The 15,085-nt window shown below is 44.8% G+C and carries 12 protein-coding genes and 1 other annotated feature; of the genes, 11 read left to right on the top strand and 1 reads right to left on the bottom strand.

All coding sequences use genetic code 11. From position 1 onward, the window contains the following. Nucleotides 1-50 precede the first annotated feature (50 nt). Nucleotides 51-1,163, bottom strand: a complete 1,113-nt coding sequence (gene nagA / locus CPZ25_RS12850) for an N-acetylglucosamine-6-phosphate deacetylase (RefSeq protein WP_096918779.1) — start codon at nt 1,161-1,163, stop codon at nt 51-53. Nucleotides 1,164-1,314: 151 nt separating this feature from the next. Beyond that, nucleotides 1,315-1,563 (top strand) — a binding site (T-box leader). A 203-nt stretch (nt 1,564-1,766) separates the two neighbouring features. Between nagA and CPZ25_RS12845 the strand changes: the two genes are divergently transcribed. The 11 genes from CPZ25_RS12845 to CPZ25_RS12795 all read left to right on the top strand — a co-directional run bounded on the left by CPZ25_RS12845 (nt 1,767) and on the right by CPZ25_RS12795 (nt 14,977). Then, nucleotides 1,767-2,774 carry an ABC transporter substrate-binding protein gene (locus tag CPZ25_RS12845; RefSeq protein ID WP_096918778.1) on the top strand — a complete coding sequence of 336 codons (1,008 nt, stop codon included), beginning with the start codon at nt 1,767-1,769 and terminating at the stop codon, nt 2,772-2,774. Between the two features lie 101 nt (nt 2,775-2,875). Next, entirely contained in the window at nt 2,876-3,769 is an 894-nt protein-coding gene (locus CPZ25_RS12840) for an ABC transporter permease (RefSeq protein ID WP_096918777.1), read from the top strand. Then, a complete protein-coding gene (locus tag CPZ25_RS12835) occupies nt 3,759-4,556 on the top strand; it encodes an ABC transporter ATP-binding protein (RefSeq protein WP_096918776.1) in 798 nt (265 codons plus the stop codon). Before CPZ25_RS12840 ends, CPZ25_RS12835 begins: the two co-directional genes overlap by 11 nt. 97 nt (nt 4,557-4,653) lie before the next feature. Then, nucleotides 4,654-5,250 carry a GNAT family N-acetyltransferase gene (locus tag CPZ25_RS12830; RefSeq protein ID WP_096918775.1) on the top strand — a complete coding sequence of 199 codons (597 nt, stop codon included), beginning with the start codon at nt 4,654-4,656 and terminating at the stop codon, nt 5,248-5,250. 154 nt (nt 5,251-5,404) lie between these two features. Next, nucleotides 5,405-6,772, top strand: a complete 1,368-nt coding sequence (gene rlmD, locus CPZ25_RS12825) for a 23S rRNA (uracil(1939)-C(5))-methyltransferase RlmD (RefSeq protein ID WP_096918774.1) — start codon at nt 5,405-5,407, stop codon at nt 6,770-6,772. A 99-nt stretch (nt 6,773-6,871) separates the two neighbouring features. Then, complete coding sequence (locus tag CPZ25_RS12820) at nt 6,872-7,120, top strand: hypothetical protein (protein WP_096918773.1); 249 nt, start codon at nt 6,872-6,874, stop codon at nt 7,118-7,120. 211 nt (nt 7,121-7,331) lie between these two features. After that, nucleotides 7,332-7,898, top strand: a complete 567-nt coding sequence (locus tag CPZ25_RS12815; protein ID WP_096918772.1) for a restriction endonuclease subunit S — start codon at nt 7,332-7,334, stop codon at nt 7,896-7,898. Continuing rightward, on the top strand, nt 7,899-11,102 hold the full coding sequence (locus CPZ25_RS12810) for a type I restriction endonuclease subunit R (RefSeq protein ID WP_096918771.1): 3,204 nt from the start codon (nt 7,899-7,901) through the stop codon (nt 11,100-11,102). A gap of 13 nt (nt 11,103-11,115) precedes the next feature. Then, a complete protein-coding gene (gene rhuM / locus CPZ25_RS12805; protein WP_096919231.1) occupies nt 11,116-12,117 on the top strand; it encodes a RhuM family protein in 1,002 nt (333 codons plus the stop codon). Next, entirely contained in the window at nt 12,114-13,349 is a 1,236-nt protein-coding gene (locus CPZ25_RS12800; protein WP_096918770.1) for a restriction endonuclease subunit S, read from the top strand. The genes rhuM and CPZ25_RS12800 overlap by 4 nt, the downstream gene beginning before the upstream one ends. 26 nt (nt 13,350-13,375) lie before the next feature. Continuing rightward, a complete protein-coding gene (locus CPZ25_RS12795; protein WP_096918769.1) occupies nt 13,376-14,977 on the top strand; it encodes a type I restriction-modification system subunit M in 1,602 nt (533 codons plus the stop codon). Nucleotides 14,978-15,085 lie beyond the last annotated feature (108 nt).

The following is a 15,085-nucleotide window of genomic DNA, read 5'->3' as shown; positions in this document are numbered from 1 at the left end:
AAACAGAAGCCCCGGTCAATGCTGCTTAGGCAGTTTTGACCGGGGCTTTTTCAGGAAACGGCAATTCCTTTAATAAAAATTTTCACAACATTCAGGCGCTTATCAAGCAGTACCACATTGGCAAGCTTGCCGGGTTCCAGACTGCCCAGGCGGTCAGACTCGCCGATGACCCGCGCCGGATTGACAGCAGCAGCCTGAACTGCGTCCGTCAGGGGAATGCCAAAAGCTACGGCATTTCTCAGGCAGTCCATCAGATTGGTGACTGAGCCCGCCAAAGTGCCGTCCGCGAGAGTTGCCCGGTTTCCGCAGACCTGCACAGTCTGGCCGCCAAGGGTATACTCGCCGTCTCCCAGTCCTGCAGCCCGCATACTGTCGCTGATGAAAACAATGCGCCCGGCTGAGAAAAGTTTAAAAGCCGCGCGGATCATGGCCGGAGCGACGTGGACACCGTCGCAGATGAGCTCAGCTGTGACGCTGGGATGGTCAAAGGCAGCGCCGATGAGCCCTGGCTCCCGGTGGTTAAAGGGCGGCATGGCATTGAACAGGTGCGTCACATGGGAAGCGCCCAGCGTAAAAGCCTGGGCGGCAGTCTCAAAACAGGCTTCGGTGTGGCCGAGCGAGATGACGGTTTCATCTTTCAGGGCAGTGATGAACTCAGCGGCGCCGGCGAGTTCAGGCGCCAGGGTAACCAGCTTGATAAGGCCGTCTGAAACAGCGTTCAGCCGACGGAACATCGAAATGTCTGGTGGGACAAGGTAGCGCCCGTTTTGCGCGCCTTTCTTTGCTTCGGAAAGAAAAGGCCCTTCCATATTGACGCCCAAAAGCATGGCGCCGGTCTCCTGTGGCCGGCGGGCGGCGTTTTTGAAAATGCCGGACAGCTTTTTCTCAGAAAAGGCCATAGAGGCGGGGATAAAGCCTGTTACGCCGTTGCGTGCCTGATAAGCGGCCATGGCATTAAGGGTATCCGCGGCAGCGTCACAGAAGTCATGGCCCATACAGCCGTGTAGATGAATATCGATGAGGCCGGGAATGGCGTATAGGCCAGAGGCGTCTATTTCGGCCGGGTTAGCGGTCTGTGTGCGGATATAGGGGCCGTCAAAAATAAGGTCTTTTTGTGTAAAGTGATGGTCGGGAGTGTAAACCCATGCGTTTCGAATAATCATTTGAGGTTCTGCCTTTCTGATTTTATTATAGAGGCAAGTGCAGCGAAGCGCAAGTTTTGGGGCCGGGATGTTTATTATTATTCTGGAAGGGTAAAAAATTTAAGGCTTGACAAAAGACACAGGCAAGCTTATAATACGAAACATAATATAAATTAAACCTGTGATTAAGAGTAAGTAAACAGGCATGTCATCTGGATAGAGAGCCGCGGACGGTGGAAAAGCGGTGAGATGCGGTCGGTTGAATGGGCTTATGAGGGCAGAGCAAAAGGCAGATTGCCAAGTATCTCTGACGGGATCTCCACCCGTTATAAAGGGAGCGTGTATGTTAGTATACGAACTTGAGTGGGCGATTTATCGTCAATTTGGGTGGTACCGCAGGCTTATGAAGCTTGTCCCTTGTGTAAGGGGCAGGCTTTTTTTGATGTTTTGTCCAAGTTCTATGGAATTGGCAGTGAGTAGTGCGCGTTCGCGGACGAACGGTAGCAAAATATGATCCATAAAAAGGAGTTGATGTCATATGATTGGCTGGTGGAACGATAATATAGATAAAATGAGAAACGGAAATTCAGCATTTAAATATTAAAACAGAAAGAGGAAAATGAAATGAATAAATTATTTAAAAGAGTATTGGTTGGTGTGGTAAGTGTCGCGATGGTAGCAGGTTTTACAGCGGGATGCAGCAGTAACGGCGGCAGCGCGTCAGACGACGGCAAGGTCACGGTCGGAGTCATTCAGTACGCGACACATCCGTCTCTTGATAATTGCTACGAGGGCTTTAAACAGGGATTGGAAGCCGGCGGCTTTAAGGAAGGCGAGAATCTGACCATCGAGTTCCAGAACGCCCAGGGCGATGTCGCCAATGCCGATATGGCCGCAAAAAACATGGTGTCAAAAAAATACAACCTGATCGCCGGTATCGCCACACCAGCAGCGATGTCTGCCTATGCAGCCACGAAAGGCGGCGATATTCCTGTGGTCTTTACCGCAGTATCCGACCCGGTATCTGCTAAGATCGTTCAGTCCATGGAAAAACCAGGCGACAATTGCACCGGTACAGCCGATGTGCTGCCTCTGGAAGCCCAGATTAAAATGATCCGTTCCTTCCTGCCAGACGCTAAGAAAATCGGTATCCTGTACACCACCAGTGAGCCGAACTCCGTATCGCATCTGGAAAAGTTCAAACAGATTGCTCCAAACTATGGCTTTGAGGTAGAGGCTGTGGGCGTGACCAACGCTTCAGAGGTTGCCGCAGGCGCGCAGACACTGGTATCAAAGGGTGTCAACTGCATTAACAACTTTACCGACAATAACGTCGTGGATAATCTGAGCACAGTGTTAAAAGCCGCTAACGACGCGAAAATTCCAGTGTTTGGTTCAGAGGAGGAACAGGTTAAAAACGGCTGTCTGGCATCTCAGAGCATCGACTATGTCGCCCTTGGAAAACAGACCGGCGAAATGGCCGCTAAAATCTTAAAGGGTGAAGAAAAGGCCGCGGATATGGCCGTTCAGGAAGTGACTGAAAGCTCACCGGTTTATAATAAGGAAGTCATGGAAACCCTGGGCTTAACACTGCCGCAGGATTTAAGCACAGCGACCGCAGTTTCCAAATAAGGAAGAATCGAATCCGGTTCCCAGATAAAATCAGGCAGAGGCGCCCGGGCGGCGGCCTCTGTTTTGTACGTTTCAGTTAATCAATGAAAGGACTATGTTAAATGGATATTATAGGTGGCTTGGTAATCAACGTCCTCGAGGAAGGCTTTATCTATGGGATTATGGCCGTCGGGGTGTATATTACCTATTCTGTTCTGGATTTTCCCGATCTTTCAGTCGACGGAACCTTCCCGCTTGGGATGTGTCTCACCGCTATGCTGATTACCGCCGGGGTTAATCCATGGCTCGCGTGCGTCGCGGCCTTTATCGTGGGGGCGGCCGCTGGCTGTATTACCGGATTTCTCCATGTGAAGCTCGGTATCACCGACCTGCTCTCCGGGATTCTTGTGATGACGGGGCTGTACAGTATTAACCTGGCCCTGACCGGCGGCAGCGCAGTGCTGCCCTTTTACAACATGCCCACCATTTTTAACACCGGGCTGGCGACCATTCTGCCCCCAGGCTACGGTCTTGTGATCATGGTGGCAGTGATCTGTATTGTGGTCAAGCTGCTCATCGATCTGTATTTAAAAACCCAGTCCGGCATGCTGCTCCGCGCGTCCGGGGATAACCCGCAGTATGTTGTCTCACAGGGGCGTGATCCCGGAAAGATGAAAATCATCGGTCTGGCCATCGGCAACGGATGTACCGCCCTGTCTGGCTGTATTCTGGCACAGCAGACCGAATCCGCCAACGTGGCGGTAGGGACAGGGATGGTCGTTATGGCGCTGGCTTCAGTCATCATTGGGATGAACCTGTTCAAGCGGGTATCCTTTGTAAAACCGACCCTTGCAGTGATCTTCGGAGCCATCATCTACAAGGCCTGCCTGGCCATCGCCATGCAGATCGGCCTGCCGACAAACTACCTCAAGCTGCTCATGGCCATTATATTCACGATTGCTCTGGTAGGCGGCAAGCTTTTCCCGGAAAGGAGAAAGAAAAACCATGCAGAATAATGAACCCCTTGTCCGTATGGAACATATTTATAAAACCTTCAATCCGGATTCTGTCAATGAGGTGGTGTTGTTTCAGGACTTTAATCTGAATATTGAAAAGGGACGCTTCGTTTCTGTCATCGGGAGTAACGGCTCTGGAAAAACGACCATTTTAAACCTGCTCTGCGGCAGCCTGCCTGTAGATCAGGGAAAGGTTTATGTCGGCGGCAAGGATATTACCGGGCTCAAGGAATACCAGCACTCAGCCTTTATCGGCCGTGTGTTCCAGGATCCTTCTCTAGGTACCTGTCCCAGTATGACTATCCTTGAAAACATGGCCCTGGCAGACCGGAAAGGCAAGCCCTATGGACTGGGCATTGGCGTTAATAAAAAGCGCATTGATTTTTATAAAAGCCAGCTGGAGCTTTTAAAGCTGGGGCTTGAGGATAAAATTGATCTGCAGGTTGGCAGTCTGTCCGGCGGCCAGCGTCAGGCCCTGGCGCTGCTCATCTCCACCATGACGCCCATCGATCTGCTCATTCTTGACGAGCATACCGCTGCTCTTGACCCAAAATCCAGCGAAAACGTCATGGAGCTCACCGAAAAGCTGATACGCGAAAAAAACCTGACCACCCTCATGGTTACGCATAATCTCAAGTTTGCCATCAACTACGGCGACCGGCTGGTCATGATGCACCGCGGTAATATCGTGATTGATAAATCTGACGACGTGAAGGACGCCCTGGTGGTCAGAGACCTGACCGATAAATTTAATGAAATCAGTATTGAAGACGGCAATTCGTTATAAAAGGAAAAGGATCTGCGAGAGCAGGTCTTTTTTAACGTCCTGATTTTTCTTTAAGCGAAGCGGGGTATAATCATTGTAATAACACTGGGAGGAAATCATGAAGAAGGATTATAAAATTACCAAACTCAATACACTGGAGTCTGACTTCCGGCACCAGGCGGTCCATTTGTTTGTCGAGGGCTTTTACGATATGATCAAATCTATTTCGGCCGATAAGGAAGTGCTGTTTCAGCTCTTTGAGCCGGCGCTGCGAAATGATATGGCCTATGTCTGTCTTGACGGCGAAAAAGTCGTGGGCCTGCTGGCCTACTCCGATAACAAACGCCGTGCCTTCGATATAAAAAGAAGCGGGGCATCCCGGTTATTCGGGCCTGTAAAGAGCCGAGTCATCAAGACGCAGCTTATGTTTATCATTGGAAAGCCCGCTGTAAAAAGGGATGACGAGGGCTACATCGACTTTCTGGCCACCGACCCGGTCTGCAGAGGACAGGGCATTGCCACAAAAATGATCAATTATGTGGCTGAAAATATCGGTGTTACCAGCTTGAGCCTGGACGTGATCGGCGACAACGGAAATGCCATCCGCCTGTACCGTCATCTGGGCTTTAAGACCACTGAAATACAGGCCAATCTTCTGCTGCGCATAGCAGGTATCCGTAAACTGTTGATTATGAAGAAGGAATTATACGAATAAAAAACCCGGAGGGTACATTGATATCCTCCGGGTTTTTTATCTTAACACCATATTATCTGTTTTGTCTGTCTTAATATAGCCGTGGCGTTTCTTTTTTTAACCAAAGATGATACAATAAATTATCAATATATTTAAACACGAGAAAGAGGAACCAATGAAAAAAGGCGATATTATCGATATTAGAATAGAAGGCATTGAATTTCCAGGAAAATCCTGGGGAATGGTGGAGGAAGAGAGCGGCGCAAAAAAGGTTGTGGTCAAAAATGGCATTCCCGGGCAGCTCATTAAAACCCGAATTACCAAAAAACGCAGTAAGAAAATTGAAGGACAGCCTCTGGAAATTCTGGAGGCGTCTCCTTTAGAGATTCCGGCGAGGTGCCCGGCCTTTGGCAAATGCGGTGGCTGTACCTACCAGAGCCTGCCCTACGAAAAACAGCTCAATCTAAAGGCCGATTACGTTTTAAACCTGCTGGATAAAGCTGGAATCGACGGCTTTGAGTTTGGAGGGATTATCCCCAGCCCGGAGGTGTTTGAGTATCGCAATAAAATGGAGTATTCTTTCGGCGACGATGTGAAGGATGGTCCACTGCTTCTGGGCATGCACGAGCGCGGCAGCTTTTACAACATTGTCAAAACCAACTGCTGCCGCCTGACCGATGAGGACTTTAACATTATCCAGAAAGCTGTCCTCAGTTATTTTGAAGAAAAGGACGTGACCTATTTTCACAAGCGCAGCCATGAAGGATTCCTGCGCCATCTAGTTATCCGCAAAGGCAAGCAGACTGGAGAAATCCTCATCAATCTGGTCACAACCACTCAGGCAGAACTGGACAATGCAGCTTTTATCGAGCTGCTCCTGAAGCTCGGGTTGTCCGGCGAAATTAAGGGTATCCTCCATACCATCAACGACGGCGTGGCCGATGTGGTGAAAAAAGATGACCTGCATATCCTGTACGGTGAGGACTGTATCCATGATAAAATTTTAGGTCTGGAATTTGAAATCTGGACCTTCTCTTTTTTCCAGACAAATACATTGGGCGCAGAAAAGCTGTATTCTGTTGTCCGCGATTACGTCGGTGACCGCCAGGATAAAATCATTTTTGATTTGTACTGCGGTACCGGCACCATTGCCCAGGTACTGGCCCCGGTGGCGAAAAAAGTCATCGGTATCGAGCTCATTGAGGAAGCCGTCGAAGCCGCCAGGGTCAACGCCGAAGCCAACGGCCTGCGCAACTGCGAGTTTATCGCCGGCGATGTCATGGAAAAAGTCGCCGAGCTTCCTGACAATCCCGATATCATCATCCTCGACCCCCCGAGGGATGGCATCCACCCCAAAGCGATCTTTAAAATTATCGACTTTAAACCGGACACCTTTATCTACGTGTCCTGCAAAGCCACCTCCCTGGCGCGGGATCTGCCGTTTTTTAAAGAAGCAGGGTATGCGGTGAAGAAGGTCTGCTGTGTGGATATGTTTCCTCATGGGGGGCATGTGGAGACGGTCTGTTATCTCAAACAAAAATAAGTGTTCTTACGGTGATGATGTTTTTGCTATCAACAGGAGAGAGGCTGGCAATATGTTATGCAGAAGTTTTAGAAATATAGTATTAATGAGGTGAAAGTAATGAATAGAAATGATTTGCCAAATATATTGTACGATACCTTGGATCAATTAGGAGGAAAGGCTGATATTGTAAGTGTATGTAAATATATTTGGGAACACTACCAAACACAGTTAGAACATTCTGAAAATTTATTTTATACATGGCAGTATGACATTAGATGGGCTGCAACGGAGTTACGGAAATTAGGGAAGATGGAGTCAGCAAAAGTTAGCTCACGTGGCATATGGAAAATTAATAATAGGTCTTAAAATAAGTATATAGAGTTTAGAGCGATATTGCATATATTGGTTTTAACTTTCGATATATGGTTAAGTCGATGATTAAAAATGATAGGTGTTCAACCATTGAAACCTGTCATTTTTTTATTGTAATTTGAAAAAAGCACAAAAAGATTGACGAATTGAAAGTGAGATGATAGAATAGAACTAAGATAAAATGTAATTTTTGGAAGGCACTAAAATGATGATGCATAAAATTGTTCGATTCGTAAGCGGCACGCCACAATTCAGGATTAATGAGAGTTTTGATGAACGTACACCTATGTACCTGGTTTATAGTCAGGTGAATTTATCAGAGGATTTAACTGGTATTCGTTCGGACGGTAATGATAATAAAATGATACGTACATGGGATGAAGTCAATACGCTTATGGCTTCAGACGTGCTGTTCAGTTTAATATCGGGTGAAGCTTCAATAGTTAGAGAAGAACATGAAGGATACCTGTACACACAAAATTATGTCAAGCTAGTTCCTGGTGAAGATATCGATCCCCAATATTTGGTTTATTTATTGAACGAAAATAAAGCGGTCAGAAAACAATTTGCGCGAGGGATGCAGGGATCTCAGGTTTTAAAATACACTGTAAAACAAGTAAAAGAACTTGAGATACCAGCTTTCCCATCACTCGACAGACAAAAAATTATTGGGGATATTTACTTTAAACAATTACGTCTGGCGGCGATCAAAGAGCGTGCAATTAGATTTGAAAAAGCCATTACATTGCAAAAATTGGAGGAGGCAACCTAAATGAATGAAAATCAGTTTGAAACACAGCTAATTCAGCATCTAACAGGCGGTGTAGGAACACAATCGGAGGATAATACACTTGTTCGTGAAACGGTTGAGAGCTATGGTGTGAAAATCAAGCAATGGAAATATGAACCGACAATTAAAACCACAGAGGCACTTTGGAACAATTTCAAGGATATTTTGGAACAACACAACCATAACACCTTGGATCATCCTCTCAGCAGCGTTGAATTTAATCAGGTTAAGAAAATTATATCGGATATTAAGACACCCTATGAGGCAGGACAGTTTTTATATGGACTCAACGGCGTATCACAAATCGAAATTGATTTAGATGACGGCCGCCATGTGTTTTTGACAGTGTTTGACCAAAAACAGATTGGAGCGGGGGATACGGTTTATCAAGTCGTTAATCAAATCTATCGTCCCGCAGTGATTGCAGGAAAAAAGCCCCGCCGTTTCGATACCACACTGCTCATCAATGGGTTGCCTATCATTCAAATAGAAGAAAAAAGCGATACCCATGACATCAACGAAGCATTAAATCAAATGCACCAGTACATTGATGAGAATCAATACCGCGATATTTTCTCGACGTTACAAATTTTGGTCGCAATGACGCCCAATAATGTGAAATACATGGCAAATACAACGTCCGAGAAATTTAACAAGGATTTCGCCTTTCACTGGCAGCGTAAAGAAGACAATGGAATTGTACATCATTGGAAAGAGTTTGCGGATGGGGTGCTGAGTATTCCAATGGCGCATCAAATGGCGACAAACTACATGATTCTGGACGGCACAAAAAATAAGCAAATGCTTAAGGTGATGCGCCCTTATCAGGTATTTGCCACACAAAAAGTGATTGAAAGTCTGAAAAAGGTTGATTTTGAACTCGGAACAAATAAGGTAGGATATATCTGGCATACGACCGGTTCTGGTAAGACCATTACCAGTTTTAAAACTGCATGGCTGGCGAGCCGTATGCCTAAAATTGATAAAGTCGTTTTTTTAGTGGACAGAATCGCCCTGACGACACAGACAAATGAGAACTACAGAGCCTATGATCCGGACAGCGATATCGACAACGACGATAAAATAGGAAGCATCGAAGATACAAAGAATACCAATGAGTTGAGCCGTAAGTTAAAAAGAAAGGATAACAATATCATTGTCACCTCTGTGCAGAAACTGGAAAATTTAGTTAAAAGAAAAAACTTTAAAGCGCCGGACAAAAATATTGTGTTTATCGTCGATGAAGCCCACCGCTCAACCGGGGGCGAGAGCTTTGCAAAAATTCAAAAGGCTTTTAGAAAATCTGCCTGGGTGGGATATACGGGAACGCCAAAGTTTGATGAGATAAAGATGGGATTGCGCACAGAAGATATTTTTGGCCCTTTACTTCACGCTTACACAATTCGTGAGGCCATTGCAGATCGAAATGTTTTGGGATTTAAAGTCGATTTTGAAACAACGATTGACGAAGAAAAAATGAAGACAGACTACTTACCAAGGTTCTATAAAAACCGACACCCAAAGTGGTCTGATGAACAGATACAGGAAAAAATTGCAAATCTTACCGGAGAGGATATGGATGATGCGGTTGAACCGAGTTTTTATGATGAAAACCCCGAACACATTCGTTTGGTCGTTGAAGACATCTTTAAGAACTGGCGCAATCGCTCGAATGAAGGAAAGTACAATGCTCTTTTTACAACCCATGTCGGGGGAGGAGAAGCGAGTACGCCGATGGCAATGATGTACTACAATGAATTCCAACGTGTGAATGCTCAAAACAGACAGAATGGCGGCCAAACCTTAAAAGTTGCAGTGACCTTCAGTCAAAACAACTCCAATAATAACAGCATGCTTTCAACTAACAAAGGACTGTTTGAGGCCATTCAAACCTACAATAAAGCGTTTGATACGAGCTTTGGAATGGATAATGTGTCAGGTTACACGCAGGATATTATCAGCCGTTTAAACAAGACGGCAGCGGATAAAAATTTTCTCGATCTCGTCATCGTTGTCGATCAGCTGTTGACGGGCTTTGACGCGCCGGAGCTCAACACGCTTTATGTCGACAGAACACTCAAGGGAGCATCACTTATCCAAGCGTATTCCAGAACCAATCGTATTGCGGATATGCAGGAAAAACCCTGGGGACGTGTTGTAAATTATCGGTGGCCCGCGCAGAATGAAAAACTGATGAATGCGGCTCTGGCGGTCTATGCCAATAAAGAATCGGCGAATTTATCTGAGGATGAACAGCGTAAAGCCAACGAAAAAGACGGCGTTATCGCAAAGCCTTTTGAAGATGTTTTTGCCGAAGTGAAAAAGGTGGTGAACCAGTTAAGCGGTTTGACAAACGCGTTTCAGCAGCTGCCGCCATCTGAAAAAAGTAAAGAAGAAATGATGGAATTGCTTAAAGAATACAACATTGGTATGGCCAAACTAAAACAGTATGATCCCGGGGAAGTGGATGGAATTAAAGTGGGCTTTAATTATGATGATCCGGATGAGTTAGTCGAGGCCCTTGGGATGACGGGCGAGCAGGAAGTAATGCTGACAACCGTATTAACCAATGAACTGAAACAGCATATCGCAAAAGAAAAAAAAGTCCCGTTGTACCAAATAGAACTTAAAATGACACATGTAAAAGACGTAAAAATAGATTATGATTATCTGACAAAACTGGTTGAAGATCTGTTAAATCAGGTGCATGAGCAGCAGACAGAAGAAGCCAGAGAGACCAGAGAAAAAATCAATCAGTTTGCTAATGGCCTGGAGGATCGAAATTATGCTGCGAAGATCATGAACGCTGCAACGGCCATTATAAAAGGATATTATCCTCCAAAAGGCTCTGGCTACAGATATCCGGCAAGATTAAACAGCAGTGAGGAAACGATACAGGCAGCCAGCTGTATCAGTCTGGATCGAACACTCCTGGATTTCAGAATCAAATGGGGGATTGTGGATATTATCACAAGCGCCGGGATGCGGGCGTTGTTCAGCCATCATCGATACGGCGTGCAGGATTTAGATGATACAGGTCAGATTCGTGATATCATTGCGAAGGCCAGTGTTGATTACAAAAATTTAGCGCATGATGAGGAAGTTCAGACGCTGTCAAAGATTAAGTATCGCAATGGTCTGCGTGAAGCAATCCATCAATTAGCGGATAATCTGGTGGAAAATTGAGGTGGAAGAAAATATGAATGAAATACAGTTTTTAATGTATGACGCAGGCGAAAAAATAGAAGTTGTCGTCAAAGATGAAACAATCTGGGCAACACAGAAGGCCATCGCAGGACTATTTGATGTCGGTGTTCCTGCGATCAGCAAGCATTTAAAAAATATTTTTGAATCTGAGGAGCTTGATGAGAAAGTGGTTGTTTCCATTTTGGAAAACACCACTCGGCATGGGGCTCTTGAGGGGAAAACGCAGACGAAAGATGTCAAATTTTATAATTTGGATGCGATCATCTCAGTCGGTTACCGTGTGAATTCCAAAAAAGCGACAAAGTTTCGTATCTGGGCGACCGATATCTTAAAAGAGTATATCCAAAAAGGGTTTAAGATTGACGTAGAGCGTATGAAACAGGGGGAGGCTGTGCTTGGCAAAGATTATTTTCGTGAGTTATTCGAAACGGTCCGCTCTATTCGGGCAAGTGAGCGAAGAATCTGGCAGCAGATTACCGATGTATTTGCCGAAGTATCCTATGACTATGATAAGAATTCCGAGATCACAAAGCAATTTTACGCGACGGTTCAAAACAAATTTCATTACGCGATAACAGGAAAAACAGCGGCAGAGATTGTCTACGACAGTGCAGATCGAAATAAAGAGCACATGGGACTGACATCGTGGAAAAATTCACCGGATGGCCGGATACTTAAGTCTGATGTGGTGGTTGCGAAAAACTATTTGTCCGAGAAGGAAATCCGCCGCCTTGAGAGAAACATTTCCGCTTACTTTGATTATGTTGAACGCTTGCTCGAAGATGAGACCTTGCTGGGGATGAAGGATTTTGTGGCAAGCATCGATGAATTCCTGAAATTTAATCGGTATGAAATCCTGGAAGGGCATGGACACGTTTCCCATGGCACCGCCAAGGAAAAAGCCATCGGAGAATACAGAGAATTTAATAAACATCAAAAAATCATTTCAGATTTTGACAGAGAAATCAGGCAGATTCAGGGAGAGAAGAAGTGAGTGAGAAGAAGAGAATGGCGCCTAAGCTGAGGTTTCCGAGGTTTACGGATGATTGGGAACAGCGGAAGTTGGGAGAATATTTAGAAGTATCACCAAAAAAAAATAAGGAAGAGACATACGATAAAACAGATGTTTTATCTGTATCTGGTGATGTAGGCATAGTAAATCAGATTGAATTTCAAGGTAGATCATTTGCAGGAGTTTCGGTTGCTAATTATGGTGTGGTGGAAAATGAAGATGTTGTTTACACAAAGTCGCCATTGAAAGCTAATCCATATGGAATAATTAAGACAAATAAAGGAAAAGCAGGTATTGTATCAACTTTATATGCAGTTTACAAGCCTAGAGACATTGCAGATCCCAAATTTGTCCAAGTGTATTTTGAACAAGATACAAGAATGAATAATTATATGCGTCCGCTTGTAAATAAAGGCGCCAAAAATGATATGAAGGTATCAAATGAAAATGCATTAAAAGGACTGGTGATTTTTCCTAAATTAGAAGAACAAAGACAAATATCTACATATTTTGAATCTTTTGACCACCTCATCACCCTTCATCAGCGTAAGTTAGACCACTTAAAAGACGAAAAGAAAAGTTTGCTTCAAAAAATGTTTCCGAAAAAAGGTGAAGATTTTCCAGAACTTCGTTTTCCGGGATTCACTGACGCTTGGGAACAGCGGAAGTTGGGAGAATTGGCTGATAATACCTATGGTGGGGGAACGCCAAATACATCAAATGATACTTACTGGAACGGTGAAATTCCTTGGATACAATCTTCTGATTTAAAGGAACACCGGATATTTGGAGTAAAGCCACGGAAGTATATTTCTCAAAGTGGGTTAATGAATTCTGCGACGAAATTAGTTCCCGAAAATTCCATTGCAATAATTACTCGTGTAGGTGTCGGAAAGCTTGCAGTTATGCCGTTTTCATATACTACAAGTCAAGATTTTTTGTCTTTGAGTAGGATTAAAACTGATATATGGTTTACGGCCTATTTGATTTATAGAAAACTGCAAAGGGAATTAAATTCAGTTCAAGGAACATCAATTAAAGGAATTACAAAAGGCGAACTTATTGCGAAGATGGTTTCAGTACCAACGAAAAATGAACAAGTCCAAATTGGATGCTTTTTCAGAAACCTCGACACCCTCATCACCCTTCATCAACGTAAGTTAGACCATCTGCAAGATCTAAAAAAAGCATTACTACAATCAATGTTTGTATAACCAAAAAATCGAAAGGAAATTAAACCATGTCAAATAGTAATTTACAGACAATCACCAGCAAGCTGTGGGCCATGGCCAACGAGCTGCGTGGAAATATGGACGCGGCGGAATTTAAAAACTACATTCTGGCTTTTATGTTCTACCGCTATCTGTCCGAACATCAGGAAGCCTACCTGGTCGATTACAATGTCATTGACGTAGCCGAAGGCCAATCCGTCAACGAGGCCTACAGAGAACAGGCAGCAGGGGAAGATTTAACAGACTATCTGGAAGATATTTCCTCCAGCCTGGGGTATGCGATCGCCCCTGAGGATACCTGGGTGTCGCTCAATGAAAAGATAAACGATGCCCAGATTATCCCGAGCGATTATCAGACAATATTTGACAATTTTAACAAAAACGCCGAACTCAACAAAGAGGCAGCCAAAGATTTCAGAGGCGTATTTAACGATATTAACTTAGGTGATTCCCGCCTTGGCAATTCCACAACGGCGCGGGCAAAATCCTTGAATAATATTGTAAAACTGGTGGATGATATTGAATATAAAAGCGATGATGGCCGGGATATTCTCGGTGAGATTTATGAATATCTTATTGGGCAATTTGCGGCAAGCGCTGGTAAAAAGGGCGGTGAGTTTTATACGCCGCATCAGGTCAGTCAGGTTTTGGCTAAAATTGTAACCAGCGATGTAAAACAACTGAAGGATACATTTACCTTATATGACCCCACGATGGGCTCAGGATCGTTGCTCTTAACAGTCCGGGAAGAATTGCCTGGCGGCAACCAGCCGGGCGCCATTAAGTTTTATGGACAGGAATTAAATACGACGACTTACAACCTGGCCCGCATGAACCTTATGATGCACGATGTGTCATACAGCAACATGACCCTGAACAATGCCGATACCCTGGAAAACGACTGGCCGGACGGGCCAGACAGCAAGGGCGTTGATCAGCCGAGGTCATTCGATGCCGTGGTCGCGAATCCGCCGTATTCAGCCAGGTGGGACAATGCTGAGACAAAATTAAAGGACCCGCGATTTAAAGATTATGGAAAATTAGCGCCGGCCTCAAAAGCTGATTTTGCCTTTATTCTGCACAGCCTGTATCATTTGAACAGTACGGGGACAATGGCCATAGTACTGCCGCATGGCGTTCTGTTCCGCGGAGCCGCCGAGGGGAAAATACGAAAGACGTTGCTTGAGAAAAATTACCTCGATACAGTCATCGGTCTGCCAGCCAATTTGTTTTATGGAACGAGCATTCCGACGACCATTTTGGTGTTTAAAAAAAATCGAAAAACCAAGGATGTTCTGTTTATTGACGCAAGCAGGGAGTTTGAGAAAGGTAAAAATCAAAATATCCTGAACAGTGAAAACATCAATAAGATTATCAGAACCTTCAAAGAACGCAAAGATGTGGACAAATACGCCCATGTGGCCTCGATTGAGGAGATTAAGGAAAATGAATACAACCTAAATATTCCGCGCTATGTTGATACATTTGAGGAAGAAGAACCCATTGATTTAAATGTTGTGATTAAACAGTTGGAGGAAGATAATAAAGAAATCGCTACGTTAGAGGCCGAAATTAAAGAGCAGCTGAAGATCTTGGGGGTTGATGTTTAGAAATTGATTTTGCCCGAAAAAAGATGAAGATTAAACAGCAAAGTTTTAAAGAAGGCAGGCGTTCCGCCGACGCTTTTACTACGCATAGACTATTAAGCGCCGCTGTGC

It is taken from the genome of Eubacterium maltosivorans, from assembly GCF_002441855.2.
In the GTDB taxonomy this organism is placed as follows: Bacteria; Bacillota; Clostridia; order Eubacteriales; family Eubacteriaceae; genus Eubacterium; species Eubacterium maltosivorans.
This window is presented reverse-complemented; position numbering and strand designations above follow the sequence as displayed.

Bases quoted from the DNA above. Each gene is read 5' to 3' on its own strand.
- nagA (WP_096918779.1), bottom strand. From the start codon at position 1,163: ATGATTATTCGAAACGCATGGGTTTACACTCCCGACCATCACTTTACA.
- CPZ25_RS12845 (WP_096918778.1), top strand. From the start codon at position 1,767: ATGAATAAATTATTTAAAAGAGTATTGGTTGGTGTGGTAAGTGTCGCG.
- CPZ25_RS12840 (WP_096918777.1), top strand. From the start codon at position 2,876: ATGGATATTATAGGTGGCTTGGTAATCAACGTCCTCGAGGAAGGCTTT.
- CPZ25_RS12835 (WP_096918776.1), top strand. From the start codon at position 3,759: ATGCAGAATAATGAACCCCTTGTCCGTATGGAACATATTTATAAAACC.
- CPZ25_RS12830 (WP_096918775.1), top strand. From the start codon at position 4,654: ATGAAGAAGGATTATAAAATTACCAAACTCAATACACTGGAGTCTGAC.
- rlmD (WP_096918774.1), top strand. From the start codon at position 5,405: ATGAAAAAAGGCGATATTATCGATATTAGAATAGAAGGCATTGAATTT.
- CPZ25_RS12820 (WP_096918773.1), top strand. From the start codon at position 6,872: ATGAATAGAAATGATTTGCCAAATATATTGTACGATACCTTGGATCAA.
- CPZ25_RS12815 (WP_096918772.1), top strand. From the start codon at position 7,332: ATGATGATGCATAAAATTGTTCGATTCGTAAGCGGCACGCCACAATTC.
- CPZ25_RS12810 (WP_096918771.1), top strand. From the start codon at position 7,899: ATGAATGAAAATCAGTTTGAAACACAGCTAATTCAGCATCTAACAGGC.
- rhuM (WP_096919231.1), top strand. From the start codon at position 11,116: ATGAATGAAATACAGTTTTTAATGTATGACGCAGGCGAAAAAATAGAA.
- CPZ25_RS12795 (WP_096918769.1), top strand. From the start codon at position 13,376: ATGTCAAATAGTAATTTACAGACAATCACCAGCAAGCTGTGGGCCATG.